The organism is Labrenzia sp. CP4 (genome assembly GCF_001579905.1).
In the GTDB taxonomy this organism is placed as follows: domain Bacteria; phylum Pseudomonadota; class Alphaproteobacteria; order Rhizobiales; family Stappiaceae; genus Roseibium; species Roseibium algicola.
Genome location: NZ_CP011927.1, coordinates 5,018,650 through 5,042,376, shown reverse-complemented (window position 1 = coordinate 5,042,376; position 23,727 = coordinate 5,018,650). Strand labels below are relative to the sequence as shown.

Annotated in this window: 21 protein-coding genes; 11 read left to right on the top strand and 10 right to left on the bottom strand. The window is 60.5% G+C overall.

Annotated features, from left to right (window positions below; genetic code table 11):
• Positions 1-76: 76 nt before the first annotated feature.
• Positions 77-1,969, top strand: coding sequence for a DNA mismatch repair endonuclease MutL (gene mutL, locus ACP90_RS23100; protein WP_062490280.1), 1,893 nt, complete (start codon positions 77-79; stop codon positions 1,967-1,969).
• A 63-nt stretch (positions 1,970-2,032) separates the two neighbouring features.
• Positions 2,033-2,911, top strand: coding sequence for an alpha/beta hydrolase (locus tag ACP90_RS23095; protein ID WP_208993391.1), 879 nt, complete (start codon positions 2,033-2,035; stop codon positions 2,909-2,911).
• 77 nt (positions 2,912-2,988) lie between these two features.
• Here ACP90_RS23095 and ACP90_RS23090 read toward each other — a convergent pair whose 3' ends face one another.
• Positions 2,989-4,173 (bottom strand): porin, encoded by a 1,185-nt coding sequence (locus ACP90_RS23090; RefSeq protein WP_062490276.1) that lies wholly within the window; start codon positions 4,171-4,173, stop codon positions 2,989-2,991.
• 162 nt (positions 4,174-4,335) lie between these two features.
• Complete coding sequence (locus ACP90_RS23085; protein ID WP_286145704.1) at positions 4,336-4,797, bottom strand: nucleoside deaminase; 462 nt, start codon at positions 4,795-4,797, stop codon at positions 4,336-4,338.
• Between the two features lie 218 nt (positions 4,798-5,015).
• On the opposite strand from ACP90_RS23085, the gene ACP90_RS23080 reads away from it, so the two are divergent.
• Both ACP90_RS23080 and rsmD read left to right on the top strand, forming a co-directional pair.
• On the top strand, positions 5,016-6,434 hold the full coding sequence (locus ACP90_RS23080) for a pseudouridine synthase (protein ID WP_208993390.1): 1,419 nt from the start codon (positions 5,016-5,018) through the stop codon (positions 6,432-6,434).
• A complete protein-coding gene (gene rsmD / locus ACP90_RS23075; RefSeq protein ID WP_023002046.1) occupies positions 6,431-6,988 on the top strand; it encodes a 16S rRNA (guanine(966)-N(2))-methyltransferase RsmD in 558 nt (185 codons plus the stop codon). Before ACP90_RS23080 ends, rsmD begins: the two co-directional genes overlap by 4 nt.
• Before the next feature lie 57 nt (positions 6,989-7,045).
• Here the strand turns inward: rsmD and ACP90_RS23070 are convergent, their stop codons facing one another.
• The 6 genes from ACP90_RS23070 to purD all read right to left on the bottom strand — a co-directional run bounded on the left by ACP90_RS23070 (position 7,046) and on the right by purD (position 15,433).
• Positions 7,046-7,855, bottom strand: a complete 810-nt coding sequence (locus tag ACP90_RS23070; RefSeq protein ID WP_055659388.1) for an MBL fold metallo-hydrolase — start codon at positions 7,853-7,855, stop codon at positions 7,046-7,048.
• A gap of 268 nt (positions 7,856-8,123) precedes the next feature.
• The gene (locus ACP90_RS23065) at positions 8,124-8,468 is read right to left on the bottom strand and encodes a hypothetical protein (RefSeq protein ID WP_023002044.1); all 345 of its coding nucleotides are present in this window, start codon (positions 8,466-8,468) and stop codon (positions 8,124-8,126) included.
• A gap of 115 nt (positions 8,469-8,583) precedes the next feature.
• Positions 8,584-9,432: a patatin-like phospholipase family protein gene (locus ACP90_RS23060; RefSeq protein WP_023002043.1), complete on the bottom strand. Its 849-nt coding sequence runs from the start codon at positions 9,430-9,432 to the stop codon at positions 8,584-8,586.
• 124 nt (positions 9,433-9,556) lie between these two features.
• On the bottom strand, positions 9,557-12,706 hold the full coding sequence (locus ACP90_RS23055) for an EAL domain-containing protein (protein ID WP_062491909.1): 3,150 nt from the start codon (positions 12,704-12,706) through the stop codon (positions 9,557-9,559).
• A gap of 427 nt (positions 12,707-13,133) precedes the next feature.
• Positions 13,134-14,051, bottom strand: coding sequence for an alpha/beta hydrolase (locus tag ACP90_RS23050; protein ID WP_062491907.1), 918 nt, complete (start codon positions 14,049-14,051; stop codon positions 13,134-13,136).
• 110 nt (positions 14,052-14,161) lie between these two features.
• Positions 14,162-15,433 carry a phosphoribosylamine--glycine ligase gene (purD, locus tag ACP90_RS23045; RefSeq protein WP_062490272.1) on the bottom strand — a complete coding sequence of 424 codons (1,272 nt, stop codon included), beginning with the start codon at positions 15,431-15,433 and terminating at the stop codon, positions 14,162-14,164.
• Positions 15,434-15,800: 367 nt separating this feature from the next.
• Between purD and ubiA the strand changes: the two genes are divergently transcribed.
• Positions 15,801-16,757, top strand: coding sequence for a 4-hydroxybenzoate octaprenyltransferase (ubiA, locus tag ACP90_RS23040; RefSeq protein ID WP_055657806.1), 957 nt, complete (start codon positions 15,801-15,803; stop codon positions 16,755-16,757).
• A gap of 55 nt (positions 16,758-16,812) precedes the next feature.
• On the opposite strand, the gene ACP90_RS23035 is transcribed toward ubiA, so the two are convergent.
• Positions 16,813-17,403 carry a DUF6101 family protein gene (locus ACP90_RS23035; protein ID WP_208984425.1) on the bottom strand — a complete coding sequence of 197 codons (591 nt, stop codon included), beginning with the start codon at positions 17,401-17,403 and terminating at the stop codon, positions 16,813-16,815.
• A 443-nt stretch (positions 17,404-17,846) separates the two neighbouring features.
• On the opposite strand from ACP90_RS23035, the gene ACP90_RS23030 reads away from it, so the two are divergent.
• The 6 genes from ACP90_RS23030 to lpxK are packed head-to-tail and all read left to right on the top strand — an operon-like array spanning position 17,847 to position 23,358.
• On the top strand, positions 17,847-19,190 hold the full coding sequence (locus ACP90_RS23030; RefSeq protein ID WP_062490270.1) for a TldD/PmbA family protein: 1,344 nt from the start codon (positions 17,847-17,849) through the stop codon (positions 19,188-19,190).
• On the top strand, positions 19,177-20,025 hold the full coding sequence (locus ACP90_RS23025; protein ID WP_197923128.1) for a 3'(2'),5'-bisphosphate nucleotidase CysQ: 849 nt from the start codon (positions 19,177-19,179) through the stop codon (positions 20,023-20,025). Before ACP90_RS23030 ends, ACP90_RS23025 begins: the two co-directional genes overlap by 14 nt.
• A 34-nt stretch (positions 20,026-20,059) precedes the next feature.
• Entirely contained in the window at positions 20,060-20,299 is a 240-nt protein-coding gene (locus tag ACP90_RS23020) for a DUF4170 domain-containing protein (RefSeq protein ID WP_023002035.1), read from the top strand.
• A 32-nt stretch (positions 20,300-20,331) separates the two neighbouring features.
• The gene (locus ACP90_RS23015; RefSeq protein WP_055657809.1) at positions 20,332-21,030 is read left to right on the top strand and encodes a lysophospholipid acyltransferase family protein; all 699 of its coding nucleotides are present in this window, start codon (positions 20,332-20,334) and stop codon (positions 21,028-21,030) included.
• Entirely contained in the window at positions 21,023-22,339 is a 1,317-nt protein-coding gene (locus ACP90_RS23010; protein WP_062490268.1) for a 3-deoxy-D-manno-octulosonic acid transferase, read from the top strand. The genes ACP90_RS23015 and ACP90_RS23010 overlap by 8 nt, the downstream gene beginning before the upstream one ends.
• Complete coding sequence (gene lpxK, locus ACP90_RS23005; protein WP_062490266.1) at positions 22,336-23,358, top strand: tetraacyldisaccharide 4'-kinase; 1,023 nt, start codon at positions 22,336-22,338, stop codon at positions 23,356-23,358. The genes ACP90_RS23010 and lpxK overlap by 4 nt, the downstream gene beginning before the upstream one ends.
• A 26-nt stretch (positions 23,359-23,384) precedes the next feature.
• Here the strand turns inward: lpxK and ACP90_RS23000 are convergent, their stop codons facing one another.
• Complete coding sequence (locus ACP90_RS23000; protein WP_023002031.1) at positions 23,385-23,597, bottom strand: DUF2093 domain-containing protein; 213 nt, start codon at positions 23,595-23,597, stop codon at positions 23,385-23,387.
• Positions 23,598-23,727 lie beyond the last annotated feature (130 nt).

The following is a 23,727-nucleotide window of genomic DNA, read 5'->3' as shown; positions in this document are numbered from 1 at the left end:
GCTGAAGAATCGACGCAAACTCGGCGCGGACCATATAGGAACATGGCGCGGTGCGAAACCGAGTAGAGGGAGTTTCATGAAGGTCAGGCAACTTGGCGAACAGGTGATCAACCAGATTGCGGCCGGCGAGGTCATCGAAAGACCCGCCAGCGTGATCAAGGAGTTGGTGGAAAACGCCGTCGACGCCGGGGCAAAACAGGTCGAGATCGTTACCGCCGCCGGTGGCAAGACGCTCATGCGCGTTGCTGACGACGGCGAGGGCATGCGCCAGGAGGATCTGCAACTGGCAATCCGCCGGCACTGCACCTCCAAGATTTCCGACGACGACCTGTTCGACATCCGCACGCTCGGGTTTCGCGGTGAAGCGCTGCCGTCCATCGGCTCCGTTGCCCGGCTGGCGATCCAAACCCGTCACAAGGACGAGGACCACGCCTGGGCCATCGCCGTCGAGGGCGGCAGGGAGCAGCCGCTTGTGCCCGCAGCCCGCACAAAAGGCACCCAGGTTGAAGTGCGTGACCTTTTCTTCGCGACACCTGCCCGGCTGAAATTCCTGAAATCGGATCGTGCGGAAGCGGCCGCCATCACCGAAATCGTTAAGCGGATCGCGCTCGCCTATCCGGAGATCGGCTTTTCCCTCGGCGGCGCCGACCGGCAGTCGCAGAGCTGGCCAGCAGCACGCGGCAGTGAACCGCATCTTGCTCGGATCGCGCAGATTCTCGGCCAGGATTTTGTCGACAACGCCATGGAAATCGACGCTGCCCGGGAAGGCGTGCGTCTCACCGGTTTTGCAGGCTTGCCGACACACCACCGTGGCAATGCGCAGAACCAGTTCTTCTTCGTCAACGGTCGCCCGGTGAAGGACAAGCTGCTGCTATCCGGATTGCGCGGAGCCTATGCCGATGTGCTGGCCCGTGACCGTCATCCGGTCGTGGTCCTGTTCATCGATCTCGATCCGGCATTGGTCGATGTCAATGTGCACCCGGCCAAGGCCGATGTGCGCTTCCGGGACAGCCAGCTTGTGCGCGGGCTTCTGGTGGGTGCCATCAAGCATGCACTGGTTCAGTCCGGACACCGGTCATCGACCTCGAACGCGGCCGTTGCACTGGACGCCATCAGGGCACAGTCGGCGGGGTTCTCTCAACCGGGTCACACACCGTCTTCTCCGGCAGGATCCGGCGGATATGGCGGTGGTTCCTACACACGCACGTCTGCGGCGCCCCAGTGGGCGCCGGAAGCCTTTCGCCCGCCCCAGATGGAGGAGGCGCCTGCAGCAGGCTTTGCCGAAGCAGCACAGCCAGCCTTTGAACGGCAGAACGGTTTTGCCGACTTTGCCAGACCGTCGGCGGATGCCCGCGCGAATGACGTCCCGGTCGAAGCCGAAAAGACCCGCCTTCCGCTGGGGGCCGCCCGTGCGCAGGTTCACGAAACCTATATCATCGCCCAGACCGAGGACGGTGTCGTCATCGTTGACCAGCACGCTGCCCACGAGCGCCTTGTCTACGAACGTCTGAAGGAAGCGCTGGCCAAGAAAGATGTCGCCCGCCAGATGCTGCTCATCCCCGAGATCGTCGAGTTGCCGGAAGAAGATGCAATCCGGCTGGCTGATCGCGCGGAAGATCTCGAAAAGGTCGGCCTGTCCCTGGAAGCCTTCGGCCCGGGTGCCATCGCCGTCAGGGAGACACCCGCAATCCTAGGCGACATGGATATCCAGGGCATGGTCCGGAACCTGGCCGACGAGCTTGCCGAATGGGACACTGCCGAAGGTCTCAAGGAAAAGCTGGACCATGTTGCCGCCACGATGGCCTGCCACGGTTCGGTGCGTGCAGGCAGGCGCATGCGTCCCGAGGAAATGGATGCGCTCTTGCGCGACATGGAAGCTACGCCGCTTTCCGGACAGTGCAATCACGGCCGGCCAACCTGGGTGGAGCTGAAACTCGGCGATATCGAGAAGCTGTTCGGCCGCAAATAACCCGGCAATCTGATCGACCTCCCGATGCGGATCGTAGACGTCGGAGCAATGGGAGACAGTCAGATGACACAAACCGGCTCCGGCAGCACGGAACAGGCATTGAACAAGACCGGCAAACCTGGGCGCACGCTTTGGAAGGCCGTCTCGCGTGTGGCTGTCATTGCCGGCATCGCCTACGCCATGGCGGCCGGTTACATGTATTTCAACCAGCGCAGCTTCATCTTCGTTCCAACCGGAGAATTGAGTACGCCGGATGAAAAGGGGCTCTCAGGTGTCACCGTTGAAACAGCGGCGATGGCTGACGGTACAAAGGTGACCGTCTGGCACGCGCCACCTGCTGCTGAAGGCGCTCCCACGGTACTCTATTTTCACGGCAATTCAGCCAATGTCTCCTCCCGCTGGAAGCGGTTCAAGCAGATCCTGGACAGCGGTTTCGGTCTCTATGCGCCCAGCTACCGGGGATATGCCGGAAGTGAGGGGAGCCCGTCGGAAGAGGCGTTGATTTCGGACGGCCTTGAACATTTCGACCGGATGGCAGCTTCGGGCACGCCGGTCATCGTCCATGGAGAAAGTCTCGGCTCGGGTGTTGCCGCCGCAGTGGCGGCAGAGCGTTCGCAAACGGACCTTGTGGTGCTGGAAGCGCCCTATACCGCGCTGATCGACATGGCCTGGGACAGGTATCCCTGGTTGCCGGTGGGCCTCATGATGAGCGACCCGATGGCGACACGGGATCGCGTCGGCAAGATCGCCGCGCCGGTCCTGATCGTGCACGGGACGGAAGACCGGGTCATCCCGGTCGAACACGGCAGGCGTCTATATGAATTTGCGAAAGACCCCAGGCAGCTTGTGATCGTCGAAGGTGGCGGTCACAGCAATCTGTGGTCAAACGGGATGTGGGACTTCGTTCTCGCCGCCTGGGTGAAATGGCGCGAAGGCTCTTGAACCATCTGCGGTGTTACGCCTGAAACAGAAAACCCCGGGCGAAGTGCCCGGGGTTTTCCTTTGCCGGGGTTACGGCATCAGAATGTGCGCTGCAGACGGAAGGTCCCGTAGAGCTCGTAGGTGTCGTTCAGGCCGGAGGAGCGGCTGTAGTCGACATCACGATACTGGAATTCCGGACCGATCAGGAAGCCGGAGACCGGTTCCCAGACCACGTTTGCGGTCGCGTCCCACTGGGTGAAGTCATAGGCGCTGGTGCCGCCATCGACATCATGGTAGCCGCCTTCGACATTCACCTGAACGGTGTCGGTTACGCCGAGCGTCACGCCGCCGAAGATGTTCAGCGTCTTGGTGGTCTCGGTGCTGCTGCCATTCCAGACCGCATCGGTGATGCGGCTGTTCCAGCCCGTGGACCCGTATCCGCTGGCGCCATCGGTATAGACGGCCTGCAGGGAGACTGCACCGCCCTTGGCGAAGCCACCGAAGTTGACGGTCACGCCGGCACCAGCTGCCCAGCCGAGTTCGTCTTCCGTCCGGCCTGCAAGACCGTTGTAGGCAGCGCTCGGATAGACCTGGTGAAGAGCACCCATGATCTGGGCCTGACCCCAGCCCTGGTTGACGCCCAGTGCTGCGACGAAGTCCGGTGCACGGGTGCCGCCATAGCTCTGGTTGGTGCCGTTGAACGCGATATTCTCTTCGCGGCCCGAACGGTCTTCCAGCGCGACAGTCGCATTGAAGCCGTTGCCGAAGGCCATCGTATAGGCGACCTGATTCAGCTTGCGATCGGAATAGCTTTCGATCTGCGCGTTGAAGGCATATCCGGTGAAGAAGTCGAAGTTCGAACCGTTGTGACCGGCCAGCAGGCCGCCCCACTGGATATAGGCCTTGTCAAGCGTGGTCGAAGTCGAGGCGTTGGTCAGCGTGATGTAGGATTCGATAAAGGCACGCAGTGTGCCGAATTCGGTCGCGGTACGTGCATCGAGGTAGAGATACCCGCGCGAGCGCCACTGGTAACCATCGGTGTCCCGGTCGCCCCAGGCGTTTTCGGCCTCGCCGAAGTTGCGGACGCGGAATTCGGTCCGGACACGACCACCTACGCGCAGGCAGGTTTCGGTGCCGGGAATGTAATAGAAGCGCGCGCCGTAGGCGTCACAGATCCGGACATAGTCGACAGGTTCCGGAGCCACTGGCAGGTCGGCCGAAAGAGCCGGACTTGCGGCCGCGAAGAAACCGGCAATTGCCCCGAGAACAACATTACGAGTCATTTGATACTCCGATGAAGTGCGGAAATACCCCCACGCACATTATGCCGTTCGTAGATGTCAGTTTCAGCCTCTCGGAGAGGTGAAATCAGCAGATATGAGCGATTGGTTGATGTTGTTGTTTTTGAGCAACGGGCAATCCGGTCAATTTAACTTGAAAACCGTTTAGCGCTTTGCCTGAAAGAACGATCTGAGCAACTCCGCCGCGCGTGTCGCGCCTATGCCGGAATAGACATCCGGTGTGTGATGACACGTCGGCTGGCAGAAAAAGCGGGTGCCGTGATCGACCGCGCCGCCCTTTTCATCTCCCGCGCCATAGTAAAGCCGGCGAACCCGCGCGAAGGAGATCGCTCCCGCACACATGGGGCACGGTTCGAGCGTCACGTAGAGATCGCAGTCCGGAAGGCGTTGCGAAGCTGCCCGTTCGCATGCGGAGCGGATCACGAGAATTTCTGCGTGAGCTGTCGGATCGTTGAGCTCCAGCGTCCGGTTCCCGTCTCGAGCGATCACTTCACCATCGCGAACGAGCACCGCACCGACCGGCACTTCACCGCGTGCCGCCGCTTTCTCGGCCTCTTCGAGCGCGAGATCCATGAACGATGTCTGATTGGCGGAAGTGGTAAGCATCGAGCAGGGTGAGTCGGAGCGTAAGTGTAGGGTTCAGCCTCGATTTGAGAGGCTGTCGGCTTTGTTCTGTTTACCCGTTATTATGCCGGTCGTCAGCCCCGGACAGGGGCTTAGCGGAGGCGTCAGGCCGCTGCCATGCATCCGGAGCACGGCGCCTCTGCGGTTTATGCAGAAAACAAGCGATTCCCGAAAGGCTCAAGCTCTGCTATGACGCGCGCATGACGACAAGAAAATTCTCTTCCGAGCGCCCGGGTCCCGCAAAAGGCCGGGGACGCGATAAACGTGCACCGGAAAAGCGCCGGTCCGCACCGAACGACAAATCGAAAGCCGGCCCCAAAAAGGGCGACTTCGAAAAACGGGCGCCGAGACCGGCGACTGCACCGCTGGCAGACGAAGCCAATGATCGTGGCGAACGCATTGCCAAGGTCATGGCGCGCGTCGGCCTGTGTTCTCGCCGAGAGGCGGAAGTGTGGATCGAAAACGGCAGGGTTGAGCTCAACGGCAAGCTGTTGACCACGCCTGCGGTAACAGTGACAGCAGACGACAAGGTGCTGGTGGACGGGGAACCGTTGCCGATGCGCGAGCGCACCCGGCTCTGGCTCTACCACAAGCCACGGGGTCTGGTGACGACCAACAAGGATCCGGAAGGCCGTCCGACGGTGTTCCAGCGCTTGCCCGATGATCTCCCGCGCGTCCTGACCGTGGGCCGGCTCGACATCAACACTGAAGGCTTGCTGCTCCTGACCAATGATGGCGGCCTGGCGCGCGTTCTGGAATTGCCGGCCACCGGCTGGTTGCGCCGCTACCGCGTGCGCGCCTTCGGCAAGGTGACCCAGGCGGATCTCGACACATTGAAGGACGGTATCGCGATCGATGGCGTGCTCTACGGCGCGATCGAGGCGACGCTCGACAAGGAGCAGGGCAACAACGTCTGGATGACGGTCGGCCTGCGCGAAGGCAAGAACCGTGAGGTCAAGCGGGTTCTGGAACATCTCGGCCTTGCCGTGAACCGCCTGATCCGCCTGTCCTATGGCCCGTTCCAGCTGATGGATCTGCCGGAAGGCGACGTTCGTGAAATCCGGGGCCGCGTTTTGCGTGACCAGTTGGGCGATACGCTGGCCGAGGAAGCCGGTGCGGATTTTGACGCTCCGATCTTTCATGCCCCCAAGCCGGAAGCGGAAAAGAAGTCCGCAGGCGCCAAGCGTGGCGGTGGCCGGGAAGGTGGCGGCCGGGAAAGTAGTGGCAGGGATGGCGGCAAGCGTGAAGCCAGCCAGGGTCGCTGGATGACCGCGCGCGAAGGCCGTAGTGAGACCGATCGCAAGCGCGCAGCCAAGACTGAACGCAACGAAAAGCGTGAAGATCGCAAGAAGGCATCCGGCCAGGGGCCGCGCAAGAATGCCGGGCCGCGCCAGGAAAAAGTAAAAGTCTCGCCGCGCTCCCGTTTCCGCCTGACGTCCGAACCGAAACCGCGCAAGGATTTCGGTGAAGAGCGTTTCACACCGCCGCCGCGCCGCATCTGGGGCGAGGAAGGCGTGGTCGAAGACAAGCAGCAGGAACGCCGTTCCAGCCGCGACAAGGACGACCGGCGCGGGCCTCCGAAAGGTGGACGTCCGCCGCGTCGCGGGGGTCGTTCGTGAGAATAGTCGCCGGGCGTTTCAAGGGCGCGGCTCTGGCCGCGCCGAAATCGCACGACACACGGCCAACCAGCGACCGATTGCGAGAAACCATTTTCAACATCCTGGCTCATGGCCTGGATGTTGATCTTGAAGATGCAAGGGTCCTGGATCTTTTTGCCGGCACGGGCGCGCTGGGCTTCGAGGCGATCAGCCGGGGCGCCCGCCATTGCACTTTCATCGAAGAAGGGACGGAAGCGCGCGGCATCATTCGCCGGAACATGGAGGCCCTGGGCCTCAATGGCGCTGCCAAGATCTTCCGGCGCGATGCCACCCGCCTTGGCAGTGCAGGCACCATCGAGCCTTTCGATCTGGTGTTTGCCGACCCTCCCTATGACAAGAAGCTGGGTGAAAAGGCCCTTGCTTCGGCAGCGGGAGGAGACTGGCTGAAACAGGGCGCCTTGTGCGTGCTTGAAGAGAGATCTTCAGCTCACATCGATGTTCCCGAAGGCTTCGAGGAACTCGACCGCCGCCAGGCAGGCGATAGTCAGGTCGTGTTCCTGCGATATGGCGGCTGAAGTCTCTTTCGGCCCGCCATCAACCCTCTCGTCTCGCTATGGGATTTCCTTCGTCCGTCAGGCGCCGCCCGGCATCATGATGTAGGCGGTTTTCCGCGTTGGCAGGCTGGAACGGCTGACGATCAGGGCCGGCGTTTGCGCCCGCACGATGTCATACCCTGCCTCCTGTGCTCGCCCGACAAAGGCCTGAAGTGCTCCGGAAAAATGGAAGTGCATCGGCACGACCATCGCAGGGCCGATGCTTTCCAGAACGTCCATCAGGCTGTCCAGCCGAAGCGTCGAGGAATTGTCTATGGCCGCAAATACGACGTCGATCTGACCTAGGCGGACGAGATCTTCCTGCGTAAGCCGGTGATGCAGGTGGCCGAGATGCGCAATGCACATGTCGGCCACCTCGAAGATGAAGATCGAATTGCCGAGCCGGCGTTCTTCCCCGTCCCAGCCACGGATGTTGGTCTGGATATTGCGGATGCGGACATCCTCAACAGTGACGTCATGGTCCAGCGGCCCGCCCTTCGGATTCCAGCCGTACAGAAGATGTTCGATGTTCGGATCCGGGCTGATGGAGTAATGCGTGCTGTGAGCCCCGTTCATCGTGGCTACATCCGGCGGCAGAAGCGGGCGGACACTGTCGTTGTAGTCGGTTGCGATCCGCACGCCCTTTGGCGTTTCAAGTTCAAAGGTGGAATGGCCGATGTAGCGGATCTGGACTTCATTTGCCTGAAGAGACGCGCGCCAGATGCGCATTTCGTCCGGCCCGGGCGCTCGGTAGGGGGCGTCAGCAACCAGTTGACAGACCGCGAATGCGGGTCCTGCAACAACAGCTGTAACCAGAAGGCTGAGCAGCACCGGAACCAGCCGGAACAATCCGCCGGCCTTCTGTCGCCGTCCGTGAATTGGGAAAAAGCACATCTCCATGTCAGTCCATCCCGAAAACCACACCTGAGCAAAATACTAGGGGGCAGACCGCCAACGGCAAGGCATGTCGAGGTGTACGCTGCCCGTTTGCCTGAAACTTGAGACGTTTTGGAAGGGGATGCCAAAAGAAAAGGCAACCGGCCTGCGCTTGTAGCTGCAAAGGCGGTTGCCTGAGGTGGGGGCGGGTGGGAGGAAGAACCAGCCCCGGAATTGACTTTCAGACCACGTAAAGACTGACCGGCGGTTTCCCGGACTTTGCCGTCCGGTTGGCCGCGTCGCCTTCGCTCATGAACCCGGCGCTGCTTGCCTGGCGGTAGATAAGATCGCCCGCGTGCCCGGCCTCCATGACCAGCGCCTGCTGGCTGCAAAGCGAGGCCAGCGAAAGACCCAGACGGCGGAAATGCGCCCGGCGATAGCAGTAGACGGCAAGTGCCGCGCGCTGCTGTTCCGGCAGCTGGCATCCGACATCAGTCACCGCGTTCAACGTTGCATCCAGCAACCGTTTCAGCAAATCGTCCGATACCGGACAGGCTTCCAAATCTGTTGATCCCGATGGCCGCATTGACCTTCTCCTAATAGATTGAGAAAAGTATTTAGGAGTAAGATTAATGATTTGTTAAACGCAAAGTCGGGTCCAATAAAAAGGAATTATACGGATAAATCTGCTGATGTTGCCATCAAGTAACTTCCATTGTTTCTTTTATCAGTTCCTCCAGTTTTGCCCTGGTAACTGTACGCAAGGATTCCGCCTTATCCAGTATGCTCTCGGCTTTCATGAAGTCCAGAACCCGGATGGAGTCATGGGGCGGGCTGACCAGGATATCCGGTTGATCTGATTTCAGTTTTTGCTTTGTGATGGTCTGCATCAGGATCTGGGAAGAGCCGAACAGGGAATCCAGCATGCTGATGTCATCCTTGTTGTCTCGCGGCACCGGCGCGCCAACGACATCAACGGCAATGACGATATCGCAACTCGCCCTGAGCCCGTCGAAAGGCAGTGGATTGACGACGCCGCCGTCGATCAGAAACCGGTCGCCATAGCGCACGGGTCTGAAAACCGCGGGAATCGCTATCGAGGCGGCCAGGGCAGGCAGCAAGGGGCCACTTTCAAAATCCACTTCCTCGCAGCGATAGAAGTCCGTCGCCAGCATACGCAGCGGGATGTCCAGGTCTTCGAACGTTTCGGACAGATAGTCCGAGACAAACACTTCCAGCACGCGAAGCGGGTCGAACTGCACCGGGCCGCCACGGAACACATCTGCAAACTTGCGTGGTCTCAACTGCCACAGGCGCGACAACACACTGTTGCGATCAGCAAAAATCTCCAGCGCAATGTCGCGGATTTCCTGGCCACTGCGACCACTGGCATAGGCCGCCCCCATCAGGGCACCGATGGACGTGCCGTTGATCCGGACAGGTTTTATGCCCAGGTCATCCAGCGCTTCCAGAACGGGGATGTGGGCGAGGCCGCGCGCACCACCGCCACCAAGGGCAAGACCGATTCTGGGGGAGGAGGTAGAGGGCATGGCGCGGGTCCGGCATTGAGAGCGTTACTCCCTGCACATGGGGGCTGACGCGCGCCTTGCCAACCTTGCAACTGCCTGCAACGGCAGTTGCGAACAGGAAATACCTGCTCAGTGCCGGGAAAACTCAGATCACGAAGTATAGATCGTCCGCGGCTTCCGACATCCAGTCTGTTGCATGATCAAACGGCATCGGCCGGGCAATCAGGTAACCCTGGATCGAGAAATCGCCCATCATCCGAAGCCGGTCGTATTGCTCTTCGGTTTCAACGCCTTCGCAGACGATGCCGATGTTGAGCGATCGGGCCAGATGGATGAGCTGGTTGACGATCACTTCCTTTTTCGGGTCCTGAAGCATCTGGCGCGTGAAGGAACGGTCGATCTTGAGCCCGTTTATCGGCAAGTCAGAGACATGGGAGAGGGACGCATAGCCGGTGCCGAAATCATCCAGCTCGATATGAACGCCGAGTTCGAAGAGTTGCCGCAGCGCAGCCAGGTGACCCGACCGGTTGTCGTTCAGGAACACCGATTCCAGAACCTCGGCGGTGATCCGCTCCGGCCCGACATTGTGCTTTTCCATCGCGGCCTTGAAGTGCTCGAGCAGCAACCCGGACGACAGGTGCGATGGCGAGATGTTCACGGAGATGCGGCCAAAATCGAGGCCCTGGTCGATCCAGTGCCGGGCAGCGGCAAAAGCCTTGTCGATGACAATCTCACCCAGGATCGGCGCCAGACCGGATTTTTCCACGACCGGCAGAAAGTCTCCGGGTGAAACCGTGCCGCGCTCGGGGTGTCGCCAGCGTACCAGCGCTTCGATGCCGGTAACGGCCTGAGTGCGCAGGTTGACCTGCGGCTGGAACACGAGGAAGAACTGGTCGTTCTTGACCGCGTCCTTCAGTTCCAGCTCGATCTGTGCTTCCGTTTCGCTGTCTGTGCGCATGTCCGGACGGAAGAAAGTATACCGGTCCTTGCCGTTTTCCTTGGACTGGTAAAGCGCGAGATCGGCATTGACCAGAAGCGTGTCGAAGTTGTCACTGTCCTCCGGGCACAGTGCCAGTCCCATGCTGACGGTCGGCCAGAACCTGTTGCCGTTGAACTCCATCGGCATCCGCATGATCCGGCGTGCCCGTTCGCACAACTCGTTGGGATCCGACGTTCCGCTTTCCGCCAGAATGACGAACTCGTCGCCTCCCCAGCGATAGGCCGTGCCCAGCCCACGGCAGACTTCGCGCAGCCGGCGGCCGGTCTCTTCCAGGCAATGATCGCCGGCAAGATGGCCGAGCGTATCGTTGACCCGCTTGAACCCGTCCATGTCGACGTGAACCAGGAACGCCGGCTTCTCGCTCCGGGCGAAACGCTCCTTGGCATCGCGCTGGCAGCCGGCGCGGTTGGACAGTTTGGTCAGGGGGTCGAAATAGGCCAGGCGCTCCGCCCGGACCTTGGCTTCGCGGGTTTCGTTTTCCCGCTGCACCCGTTCGGAAACGTCATTGGCAATGGCCACGAACAGGTCGCGGTCCTGATCGCGGAGAAGCTGTACCCTGAGATCGACAGGATATTCCGTGCCGTCCTTGCGCCGGTGAACGCTTTCGACCGACAGGTTGTCCCGATGTCCTTTCAGGAGGGGCGCGACGTGGCGCCGGACCGTGTTCGGGTCGTAAACGGGATCGATATCGCCGATTTTCTGGGATTTCAGCTCTTCGATCGTGTAGCCGAGATTGGCCAGGGCACAGCGGTTGGCATATTCGATCTGGAAGGTTTCCGCGTCGAGGATGTAGATCTCGTTGAGCGAGGACTCCAGAATATTGGCCAGCAGATGGTTCCTGCGTTCTGCCAGGCACCGGTCGGTGATGTCGTGAACGGTCCCGATCACCTTGGATGCCTTGCCGTCCCGACCGGCAAGCACATACCCGCGAACGTGCAGGTACTGGATGGTGCCGTCGTCATGCACCAGCGGGTGTTCGGTGTCGAATTCACCGCAGGATTTCACTGCTGCATTGACCGCGTCCAGAGTTTTCTTCCGGTCGTCACCGGGAATACGATCAAAGAGATAGGCCTGGATCTCGTTTGCCGGAAGGTCCGGCGGGATCTTCATGACCCGGTAGTATTCTTCCGAGCCAAGGATTTCGTTTGAAGCGATATCGCGTTCCCAGCTGCCCACATGCGCAATCCGTTGGGCTTCGATAAGTTGAAGCGTGCTGCTTTCCAGCTTCAGGGTATTGTCCAGAACTTCTGCCTCGAGGCGCGAACGGGTCAGCTGCACGGAGGACTGAAGGCGGGACAGGAGACGGAAGACCACCGTCCAGGCGAGCAGCGCCAGACCGATGCCTGCCATCAGAGACAGCAATGTCCCCTTGGCAAAGTCCCAGATGTTGTCCGTGATGTCCTTTACCAGCAGAAGCTTCACGTCGTTGTTCGGGGTTACGACCATAATTGGCAGATCGCGAACCATGAACACCTTGCTGTTCTGGAGGAAGAAGCTGTTGAAGCCGGCGAAGTGGCCGTTGGAGGCGATCTTGCTGAAGTCGAAGCCGGTCGGCGTCAGATTGCCCAGCACCTTGTAGTGAACCGTGCTGGTATCACCTGCTTCAGTGACTTCGCAGGCCTTGACGATCTGGGCATTGACCGCGGAACTGGCCAGCGCGAGCGATTGTTCGATGTTGATCGCGAGTTTCAGATACCCGATCCGGGTTCCCTCAACGAGCCAGGGTTTCAGCACGCTGACGATGAACTCGTTGTTGCGGCCGAGTTCGATGGCATCGACTTCGCGAAAACGGTTGGAATTCAGTTCGGTTTCAAAGCTGGCGGAATCCTGGGCCGGGGTGGCATTGCTTTGCGCGCGATAGACGATCTGCTGGTCGGCGGAATAGATGGTCAATTCCGAAATATTGAGATCGGCAGCTTTTCCGGCGAAGACCCTGTCGGCAACGGCCTTGATGTTGGCGGTGTCTTTCTTGCGGATGGCTGTCTGCAGATCCGTGTCGGCGCTGACGACACTGACTGCCTGGTCGAGCGTTTGTTCCCCCAACGCCCTTTGATGCATCAAAAGACGTTCAGTCGTCCGGACGATCAAGTCCTGCGGCTCGCTCAGCGTACGATATTCCGTCACCACGTTCTGGAGCGTCAGGACGGCAACTGTCAGGCAGAGAAACGACAGAAAAACGACGCGAAGGGGTTTTTCGAAACGGGTTTCGTCCTTGCACCACCGCGCCAGGATCTGGTCAAGAATGGCACTCGGACTTCGCGCGCGCGCAACTGTGCGCGATTTCTCGTCGCGCAAGTCCTTGTCTTGCCAAAACTCTTGCTTGCCCACGCGTTGCACCCGTTCCCCCGAGCAGCCGCAGCTCCTCTTTGATCGGCAAGGACAGTCCGCTGTTTGTTATGGTCACCGGGCACGGCGAAGTTATGCAAACCATCACTGCCAATTTTCTCAATAGGCTGTATTGGTTAAATTGTATTGAATGTGTTCCTTAAGGCTTATTAAGAATAGAATTCATCCGAGAGGAATTCTTCCAGTCTCAAGATCAAATGTATTTGCGCTGGGCCTGATGATTGGCGATGCAGCAAAATAGTTTGATCTAAATCAGACGATCTCCTTTGAGCGTCACCAGTTGAGGTGATATCGCCGCCCAAGCGTCTGTGTTTGACCCAGCCGATTGACGCGAGCCAGCCTCAACTTGGCAAACAAGTCGTATGGCGCGGTTCTATCAACTCTCTGATGCGCTTGCGAAGAACTCGAGGAGGGCAGTGACCGTCGCTTCCGGGGCTTCTTCGGGCAGGAAGTGCCCACCGGGAAGCGCGGCGCCGACAGCGGTCCTTGACCAGCCCCGCCAGACTTCAAGCGGATCGTCCACGCTGGTGGCGATACCTTTACTTCCCCAAAGTGCAAGGAGGGGAACAAGGATCTTTCTTCCCGCATCCAGATCCGCGCGGTCGTGGTCGTAGTCGATCGTTGCACCTGCGCGGTAGTCCTCACAGGTTGCCGATACCCGGTCTGGTTCGCAAAACCAGTCACGGTTATGCGCCATGGCTTCCTTGGAAAAGCACGACAGGGTCTTGGCTGCAGTCCAGCTGGCCAGCGTGTGATCGAGAAATCGTATCGGTGCGGCAGAAATTGTCTTTTCCGGGAAAGGCGCAGCCTGGGCCAGAAACATCCAGTGATAGATCTTGATGCCGAACAGTCTGTCCATCCGGTCCCAGTAGTCACATGTCGGAAGGATGTCGAGAACGGCGACCTTCAGAAGGGCTTGCGGGTGATCGAGGGCAAGGCGGTAAGCCACCCGGCCGCCACGGTCATGGCCAGCCAGAAAGAACGTCGAGTGGCCGAGCACCTTCATGAGCTCGACCATGACCGAGGCCATGCTTCGTTTGGAATAGGCCGCGTGATCGTGTGATAGCGGCGGCACGGACGAACGGCCATACCCCGGCAGGTCGGGCAGGACGAGCGTGAAGTGTTCGGCAAGCTGCGGGGCCACCTTGTGCCAGCAGACATGCGATTGCGGGTAGCCGTGCAGCAAAAGCAACGGTGGGCCGGACCCGCCGATCCGGCAGAACAGCCGCACATCGTTGGCTTCCACAGTGATGCTGTCAAACCCCGGAAACAGATCCGGCAGGTCGTTTTTCACGTCTGTCTCCCCAGCCCGCACCGGGGAGAAGATTACCTTTGCTTTCAAGCGCCTGCCAAGTCCCGGAAACCGGAAATGCCACGATTGCCGGTTTTTCGCCTGGCTCGGCCTCAGCTTTCCCGGGCGATGGCCCGCCAGCCGATGTCGGTTCGGCAGAAGCCTTCCGGCCAGTCGATGTCGCGGATCCGCTCGTAGGCCCGTTGCTGTGCCTCGCGAACGGTGGTGCCGACCGCCGTCACGTTCAAAACGCGTCCGCCATTTGCCAGGATCTGCGTGCCATCGCGTTTGGTGCCTGCGTGAAAGACGGCAACGTCATCCGTTGCTGGTGTATCGAGACCACGGATTTCCGTGCCCTTGTCGTAGCTGCCCGGGTAACCCTTGGCGGCCATGACGACCGTCAGTGCGGCTTCGTCGCGCCAGTCCGCCGTTGTCAGGTCCAGCCGACCTTCGACGCTTGCAAGCAGCAGCTCCAGCAGGTCGCTCTTGAGGCGCATCATCAGGACCTGGCATTCCGGATCACCGAAGCGGGTATTGTATTCGATCAGCTTCGGGCCGTTCTTGCCGATCATCAGTCCCGCATAGAGAACACCCTTGAAAGGGGTGCCACGTTTGGCCAGTGTCGCGATGGTCGGCTCGATGATGGTACGCATCACCTCGGCAATCAGTGCATCTGTCAGGACGGGAGCGGGCGAGTAAGCGCCCATGCCGCCGGTATTCGGGCCTTCGTCACCATCATAGGCGCGTTTGTGGTCCTGGGCGGTGGCAAGCGGCAGTGCGTTGGTGCCGTCGGACAACACGAAGAAGCTCGCTTCCTCGCCTTCCAGGAATTCCTCGATGACGACTTCCGCACCTGCAGCCCCGAACGAGCCTTCAAAACAGGCCGTTACCGCCTCTTCGGCGTCTTTCAGGGTCATGGCGACCACGACACCCTTGCCGGCTGCAAGCCCGTCCGCCTTCACGACAATCGGTGCACCTTTTTCCCGGACATAGGCGAGCGCGGCATCTGCCGTATCAAAGCGGCCGTATCCGGCGGTCGGAATATCTGCTTCGTCGCACACGCCCTTGGTGAAGGCCTTGGAGCCCTCCAGTTGTGCTGCTGCCCTGGACGGTCCGAAAGCCTTGATCCCGGCCGCTTCCAGATCATCGACAAGGCCCGCCACAAGCGGTGCCTCGGGGCCGACGACCACAAGATCGATGGCATTTTCGCGACAGAAACCGATGACTGCCTGATGATCCGCGGTGTCCAGATTGCAAAGCTCGGCCACCTCGGCAATCCCGGCATTGCCGGGCGCCGCATAGAGCTTGGTCAGCTTGGGAGATTTTGCCAGCGCCCAAGCGAGCGCGTGTTCGCGGCCGCCGGATCCGATCAGGAGAAGTTTCATAAACGGGCAGTCTCTTCGTGAAGGTTGAAGCAAGAGGGCCGTCCCCTAACACGGAGGGCGGCATACCGCAATTGGCGGCGCATGCAACGGCGCATTTCTGCCGGTCTCCGCCCAACTTGTGACGCGGCGGGAGAGGTGGTTTCCGCGACCAGCAAAAGGCCGGAACGCTTGCCAGCCAGGTGTGGCAAGCACGAAGATAAACCGGAGGCCAACCAGGTTTGGGTCGTCAGACCATGGCACCTTGCCCAACTCTGAGTTTCACGATAGCGCCCCTGTGACCTCTTGCGGGATGAATTTCCTTCTGAAAATCGCTAAAAGAACCTGAGAAGGGCGGAAAGCAGGAGCGTTTCCGCCGGATAATCGAGAAATGGACGGATCTAAAGTGTTTTCCACGAACGACACGGGGCCGGTTGCAGATGCGGTCAAGCAGCACTGGGTGGACACGCGGCTGCCGGCTGGCCTGCGCCCCTATGCGCGCCTTGCCCGCTGGGAACGTCCGATCGGTTGGTGGCTGTTGCTGTGGCCCTGTTTCTGGTCGGCGGCATTGGCGGCGGTCGCCGGTGGCAAGGCCTGGCCGGACCCCTGGCACATGGTTCTGTTTTTCATCGGTGCGGTTGCCATGCGCGGTGCAGGCTGCACCTACAACGACCTTGTCGACGTCGACATCGATTCCAAGGTCGAGCGGACCCGCTCCCGGCCCATCCCGGCGGGGCAGGTGTCCAGACTTCAGGCAAAGATTTTTCTGGTGGTCCAGGCCCTCATCGGCCTTGCGGTGCTGCTTCAGTTCAACACCTACACGATCTGGCTGGGCATCGCCTCGCTGCTGCCGGTTGCGGTCTACCCGTTCATGAAGCGCATCACCAACTGGCCGCAGCTGTTTCTGGGGTTCGCCTTTTCCTGGGGGGCGCTCATGGGCTGGGCGGCCGCCTTTGGGTCCCTGTCCTGGTCTCCGGTGTTTCTCTATATCGGCGGCATCTGCTGGACGATCGGCTACGACACGATCTATGCCCATCAGGACAAGGAGGACGATGCGCTTGTCGGTGTGAAGTCGACGGCCCGCCTCTTCGATGAGCACACCAAGCCGGCTCTCATCCTGCTCTACAGCTGCGCAACCGCGCTGTTCTTTCTGGCTGCGATCTTTGCCGATGCCGGTCCGGCCGCTTTTATCGGTATCCTGGCTGGCGTCATTCATCTGGGGTGGCAGATCGTCGTACTGGATATCGATGACGGCGATCAGTGCCTGCAACTGTTCCGATCCAACGGGACCTATGGCTGGATCCTGTTCTTCGGTTTCTTCGCCGATGCCCTTATCGGTGCGCTCTAACGAAAAAAAAGCCCCGCTCAGCGGGGCTTTTTTTTGAAGACTTTCGTGTGCACGCTCAGGTGCGGGCAATGATCTCACGCTCATTGGCATGGACGGTTGCCGAAGGTTCCTGCCGGCCGGGAAGACGGCGGTTCAGGAAGCGCGGACGGCGGCCGGTCAATAGGCGCAGCTTGCGCCGGGGCGCAGGTTTTGAAGCCGGAACGGCACTGTAGGCTTCGATCGGCTTTACCTTGCCGCCGAGGTCACACACCAGCATAGGCAGGTTGAACACCTGGGCCCACCGGCTCCACAGGACCGCGAGGTCGTCGGATTTCTCGGTTTCGGCCAGGGTGATCGACAGCGCGCTATCGGGATGTTTCAGGATCAGTGCCGCCACGATTTCGCCCGGCACCGCGCCCGGAACGATCCGGACCATGACACCATCGAAACCTTGAGCGGGCACCACCACCGTCACCGGAACACCAGCAACCCGCCGCTTGATGACCGCCCTGTCGCGATCCAGGAAAATTTCGGCTGGCAGGGAAGGGGTACCCGGCCGGTTTTCAAGGCGTTGCTCGAAGTGGGCCGGCAGGCAACCGGGATGCGGCATCGTTTGGGCGCCGACCCCGGTTGCTACCATTTCCTGTATTTCTGTTTGACGTCTCAAATGACTCTCCACCGGACCTTTAGGTCGGACCATTTTTGGTCTCTCGATGCATTCAATCTACTGAAGAAAAGTCGTGAACCACTTAAGATACAGAGTTAAAAAAGTCTGATTTATAAGAGGGTTACTGGAATGTAATCAGACAGGTAACACCTTGTTCAGTCATGTGGCAGACTCGACTTGATACAACCTTTGAATGAATTTTCCGCCCTGTCCCGATCCCGCCTATCTTGCGGTCATCATTACGAAAATCGGATGAGGCGCTGCGGCATTGCAACCTCTTGCCGGAACCGGCTCAAAATCCCATTTCCCACCTATCAGGGGAAAACCATGGCTCTGGAAGGCGCCCGGCACGACCGGATTGCCCGCAAAAGGCCCCGACAGTTGCAGCGCAGCCGTGCGGGGCGTAAACAACTGCCGAACCAGAAGACGAAAGAGCGGACACGATGTCGGAACTGATTGATCAAAGCGAATTGCAATCCCGGGCAGCCCGTCTGGTGGAAGCAGCCCGCAAGGCCGGAGCTGACGCCTGCGACGCGATTGCGGTTACCGGTGTCTCGCTTTCGGTCGATGTTCGCGAAGGCAAGGTGGAAGAAACCGAGCGCGCCGAAGGCGACGACGTCACCTTGAGGGTGTTTGTTGGCAAGCGCACTGCTGCTGTCTCAGCCAACCGTCTCGATGACCCGGCAAGCCTGGCTGAACGTGCCGTCGCCATGGCCAAGGTCGCGCCGGAAGATCCCTATGCCGGTCTTGCCAATCAGGATCTTCTCGTGAAGGAGTTTCCGGAACTTGAGCTTCTGGACACAAAGGAAATGACTGCCGAGGACCTGACGCAGATTGCGCTGGAAGCGGAAGCGGCCGGTCTGGACGTCGAAGGAGTCACCAAATCCGGCGGTGCGGGAGCCTCCTGGCGTCTTGCCGGTGTCGTTCTGGCGACCAGCCATGGGTTCCAGGGGTCCTATATGTCGTCCCGCTATGGCATGTCCATGACAGCCGTCGCAGGGGAAGGGACCGGCATGGAGCGGGATTACGATTTCGACAGCCGTACCTATTATGAAGACCTGGAAGCACCGGCGGAGATCGGACGCAGGGCCGGTGAAAGAGCTGTGCGCCGTCTCAACCCGAACAAGCTTTCGACCCGCACCGCGAACGTCATTTATGAATCGCGCGCTGCCCGCAGCATTCTCGGGCACCTTGTCGGGGCAATCAACGGGGCCGCAATTGCGCGCAAGACCAGCTTCCTGAAAGACCGGATGGGCGAGGCCGTGTTCGCACCTGGCATCCAGGTGGTTGACGACCCGTTCAAACGCCGGGGTGCCGCAACACGCCCCTTCGACGGGGAAGGGACCCGGGCGGAGCGTCTCGATGTCATTGAAGACGGTGTCCTGCGACACTGGTTTCTGGACGGTGCTTCCGCACGCGAACTGGGTCTGACGCCCAATGGCCGGGCGCACCGCAGTGGCAGCGGCACGTCGCCTGGCGCAACGAACGTCACATTGATGCCGGGCGAAAAATCGCTGGAAGATTTGATGGCGGAAGCCGGGCAGGGCCTGCTGGTGACCGACCTGATCGGTCACGGCGTAAACGGCCTTACCGGTGACTATTCGCGCGGGGCAGCCGGGTTCTGGTTCGAAAACGGCCAGATCGTAGAAGCCGTCAGTGAAATCACCATTGCAGGCAATCTGAAGGACATGTTTGCACGGCTCGTGCCCGGCAGCGACCTCGACAACCGTTATTCGGCAGCCACTCCCTCGGTCATGATTGAAGGAATGGCCCTTGCCGGAAGCTGACAAGGGCCTGAACGACACCGGACGAAGCGAAATCGGGCTGGATGAAGCCGGAAGGGACGCGGACCTGCGCCTGCTGGAGTTGGCTGCGCGCCAGGCGGGCGATATTGCACTGGGTTTCTTCGGTCAGGATCCGGAGACCTGGTACAAGGGCAAGGCGGGCATGTCGCCGGTTTCCGAGGCAGATCTCGCGGTAGACCGTTTTCTCGCGGACTACCTGCGGTCTGCGCGGCCGGACTACGGCTGGCTTTCGGAGGAAACCGCCGACGACCGCAGCCGTCTCAACCACGAGCGTGTCTTCATTGTCGATCCGATTGACGGCACGCGGGCTTTTCTGGCGGGTGGGGACGAATGGACGGTGGCGATTGCCGTGGTCGAGGCCGGTCGGCCCGTTGCAGCTTCGGTCTTTTGCCCGCGCCGGGACGAGATGTTCCTGGCCCGTACAGGCGGCGGAGCCTGGCTCAATGGGGCACGACTGGCGGTGTCAGATCGCACCGGTCTTTCCGGCGCAACCTTGACCGGGCCTCATTCCATTGTTGCCAATCAGGACGTTGTCGCTGCAGGTTTTGTCGGCACGGAAATCCTGCGCTCCCTGGCTTATCGGCTGGCGATCGTTGCAGCAGGAAGGGTCGATGTCGGGGCCGCACGGGGCGGGCCGAGCGATTGGGATCTTGCGGCGGCGGATCTTTTGGTGCAGGAAGCGGGCGGTGTATTGACCGACCTGTCGGGTCGGAACCTGATCTACAACCGCGCCAAGACCGGCCACCCGGCCCTGATCGCAGCTCCTGTTGCGCTGATCGGGCCTGTGCGCGACGCGCTCGACGACCTGATCAGGTAACAGACCGGTTGCAGCGACGAAAGCGAGGATATTGATGAGTAATACCGATACTCCGAAGCAGCTCCTTCATCTTGTGTTCGGCGGCGAGCTGGAATCACCGGAAGGGCTGACGTTCCGCGATCTGGACGAACTGGATATCGTCGGAATCTACCCGAATTATGCCGAAGCCTACAAAGCCTGGAAATCCAAGGCACAGGCGACGGTAGACAACGCTCATATGCGTTACTTCATCGTCCACATGCACCGCTTGCTCGATCCGGAAACGGCTTCTTAAGGCAGCGCAGCTCTCTCAGGCGAAAACACCAAATGATAAAACGCCTCGGCCGTCAGCCCTGGGTTCTGGCCAGCATCGGCACTTTGATGGCCGTTTACCTGAAACTGGTCTACCGTACCAACCGGTTCGTGATCGATCCGGAGGGCGTGCACGAACGTTCCGAACAGGATCTCCCGGTTATCGTGGCCATGTGGCACGGCCAGCACTTCATGGTGCCCTTCGCCAAGCCGGCTCACTGGCCCGCCAAGGTGATGATTTCCCGGTCTGCCGATGGCGAGGTAAACGCGATCGCGGCCCGCAAGCTCGGCCTCGGCCTGATCCGTGCCTCCGGCGGCAAGAACGCACGCCAGATAAAAAAGCGCGGCGGCATGCGAGGTTTCATCGAGGCGCTTCGTGCGCTCAAGGAAGGCTATTCCATCGCCATGACGGCGGATGTGCCCAAAGGTCCGGCCCGCAAGTCTGGCGTTGGCATCGTTCAGCTTGCCAAGCATTCGGGCCGTCCCGTCCTGCCTGTGGCGGTGGCAACCAGCCGCAGCATCGAGCTGAACAGTTGGGACAAGGCCAGCGTCAACCTGCCGTTCGGCCGGGGCAGCATCGCGGTGAGTGATCTCATCTGGGTTCCCGCCGATGCGGACGACGACACGCTTGAGGAATATCGCCTCAAGGTGGAAGAGGGGCTCAACGCCGCAACGAAACGTGCTTACGAGCTGGTCGGAAGGGCGGATGGCTGACCGGCGACCCCTTGTCTTCAGTCTCTACAGGGGCCTTGCACGGGCCCTGACGCCTCTGTTCAATCTGCTTTTCTGGCTGCGCAGCCGCTCCGGCAAGGAATTGCCGGCCCGCAAGGGGGAACGTTTCGGACGGAGCGCAACAAGCCGGCCAGCAGGCAAGCTTGTCTGGATCCACGCGGCCAGTGTCGGTGAAACCGTATCCGTGCTGCCGCTGGTTGATGAACTGACGGGGTCCGGCAACAAGGTGCTCCTGACCACTGTCACCGTGACGGCGGCACAGCTGGCACAGGGCCGCTTGCCGGAAGGGGCGATCCACCAGTTCATGCCATTCGATGCGCCCGGGCCGATCTGCCGATTTCTCGACCACTGGTCCCCGGACCTGGCGATGGTGGTCGAGTCCGAAATCTGGCCGTGCCTTTTCGATGAAATGCGTTCACGGCAAACGCCCTTCGTACTTCTCAACGGCCGCCTGTCGGACCGGTCGTATCGAAGCTGGGCGCGCTTTCCGCGTATTTCCGGATATCTGTTTCGGTGTCTGGATATGGTTCTGGCGCAAAGCGCCGCCGATGGCGAGCGGTTCCGCCTGTTGGGCTGCCGCAATGTTTCAACGCCCGGCAATCTGAAATTCGATGCACCGGACCCGGCCGTGGACGAAGGCCAGGCAACCGCCCTGTTGGCGCAGACAGGAGCGCGTCCGGTCTGGCTGGCCGCCCTGACGCATCCGGGCGAAGACGAAATTGTACTCGAGGCCTTTGGCCGTCTCACCGAGGAATTTCCCGGTCTCCTGCTGGTCCTGGTGCCGCGACATCCCGTTCGGACAGATGATATTGCGGCCATGATCGATAGCCGTGGCCTGCGTGCGGCGCGTCGAAGTCTGGATCAGGCAATTGAAACGGACACAGATGTCTATCTCGGTGATACACTGGGCGAGATGGGACTTTTTTACAGATTGGCACCGGTGACGTTTTTGGGTGGTTCATTCAACGATGCGGGCGGTCATAACCCGGTGGAAGCTGCATTGTCGGGCTCCGCGTTGGTCACTGGCCCGCGTGTTGCGAACGCCCGAGCCGTCTACAAGGACTTCTGGAGCCGGCGGGCTTCGCTGAAAGCGGAGTTGCCGGAGAACCTGGCAGATAGTGTCGGCAGTCTTTTGCGCGATGCTGACGCTGCCCGAGCGCAGGCGGAAAGAGCAAGAGCCCTGGTCGAAGCCGGGCGCGGTGCCTTGGCCGAAACCCTGAAAGTGTTGCAACCCATGTTGGGAAAAGCAGGTCCGGCGACTGACGATCCGCTGCCGCGGGGCCGCGCATGAAGTCGGCGCCCGACTTCTGGTGGAAGCCGGGACAGACACTGGCAAGTTGGCTGCTGTCGCCGGCAGGCTGGATTTACGGACTGGTCTCTGGGCGCCGCATGTTGAAGAAGCCGAAAGCGAAAAGCCGGTTGCCTGTAATCTGCGTCGGCAATTTCGTCGTCGGCGGAACCGGAAAGACACCCTTCGCCATCGAACTGTCCTACAGATTGCAGGAAGAAGGCTTGCGGCCCGGTTTCCTGCTGCGCGGTTACGGCGGCAAGGCAAAGGGGCCGCTCCTCGTCGATGCCGGCATGCACGACGCCGATGTTGTCGGTGACGAGGCCTTGTTGCTGGCCCGGTACGGTCCAACCGTGATTGCGGCCGACAGGCCGTCGGGGGCACGGCTTGCCGAACAGCAACCCATTGATGTCCTTCTGATGGATGACGGATTTCAGAACCCGGCGCTGGCCAAGGATCTCAGCCTGGTGCTGGTCGATTGCAGCGTGGGGTTCGGCAATGGCAAGTGTCTGCCTGCCGGGCCCTTGCGGGCACCTGCGGCCAAGCAGATCGTGAAGGCCGATTGCCTGGTCCTGGTAGGCGAGGGGGATGCGGCAGAGGAAGCTGTGCATCTGGCTGGACGCAAGGGGCTGCCGATCCTTCACGCGCATGTGCGGCCACAGCCGAACGATGAACTGGCGGGAAGCAGGCTCTTTGCATTTGCGGGCATCGGCAGACCGCAGAAATTCTTCGATACGCTGAAATCGCTTGGCTACGACGTGAAGAAAACGCGGGAATTCCCCGATCACCATCAATACACGCAAGCCGACGTGCGTGCGCTGCTGACCGAAGCCGAGGAAGCCGGGTTCAAGCTGGTGACGACGTCCAAGGACATGGCCAGGTTGGAAACGTCGACGGGAGAACTGTTCCACTGGATCGCATCCAGTGCGGCCGTCCTGGAAGTGCGAATGGAGATCGACGACGAAGACAGGCTGGCGTCACTCATCAAGGAGCGGCTACGTAGGCGTCAGTTCGGAAAATGAGGCTGCTTGACTTCGCCTGATGCGGCTCAGCGCGTTTCCAGATACCGCTTCATGGACGCATTGGCATCGACATAGGCTTCCTGCCGTTCGACAGACCAGTATTTCAGCTCGTCCAGCGGGATCGCCGTGCCGGTGACCGCACAGCGCACGAATGTCCCCGGTGTTTCCACCTGATAGTCGCCGTCCAGGTAGCGGACACGGGCTTCATTGGGGATGCGCGGATTTTCGTAGCGGTTCATGATCTGCAGTTTGGCTGTCGGTCTATCGGGAAGTCTTGATAGCATTTATGGCAGACTGGCAGGAGAGGGCAAGTCAAAGCTTTGCCGGGGGCCCAATTCCCCGTTGCGGGACAATCGGCTTCAAAACCGC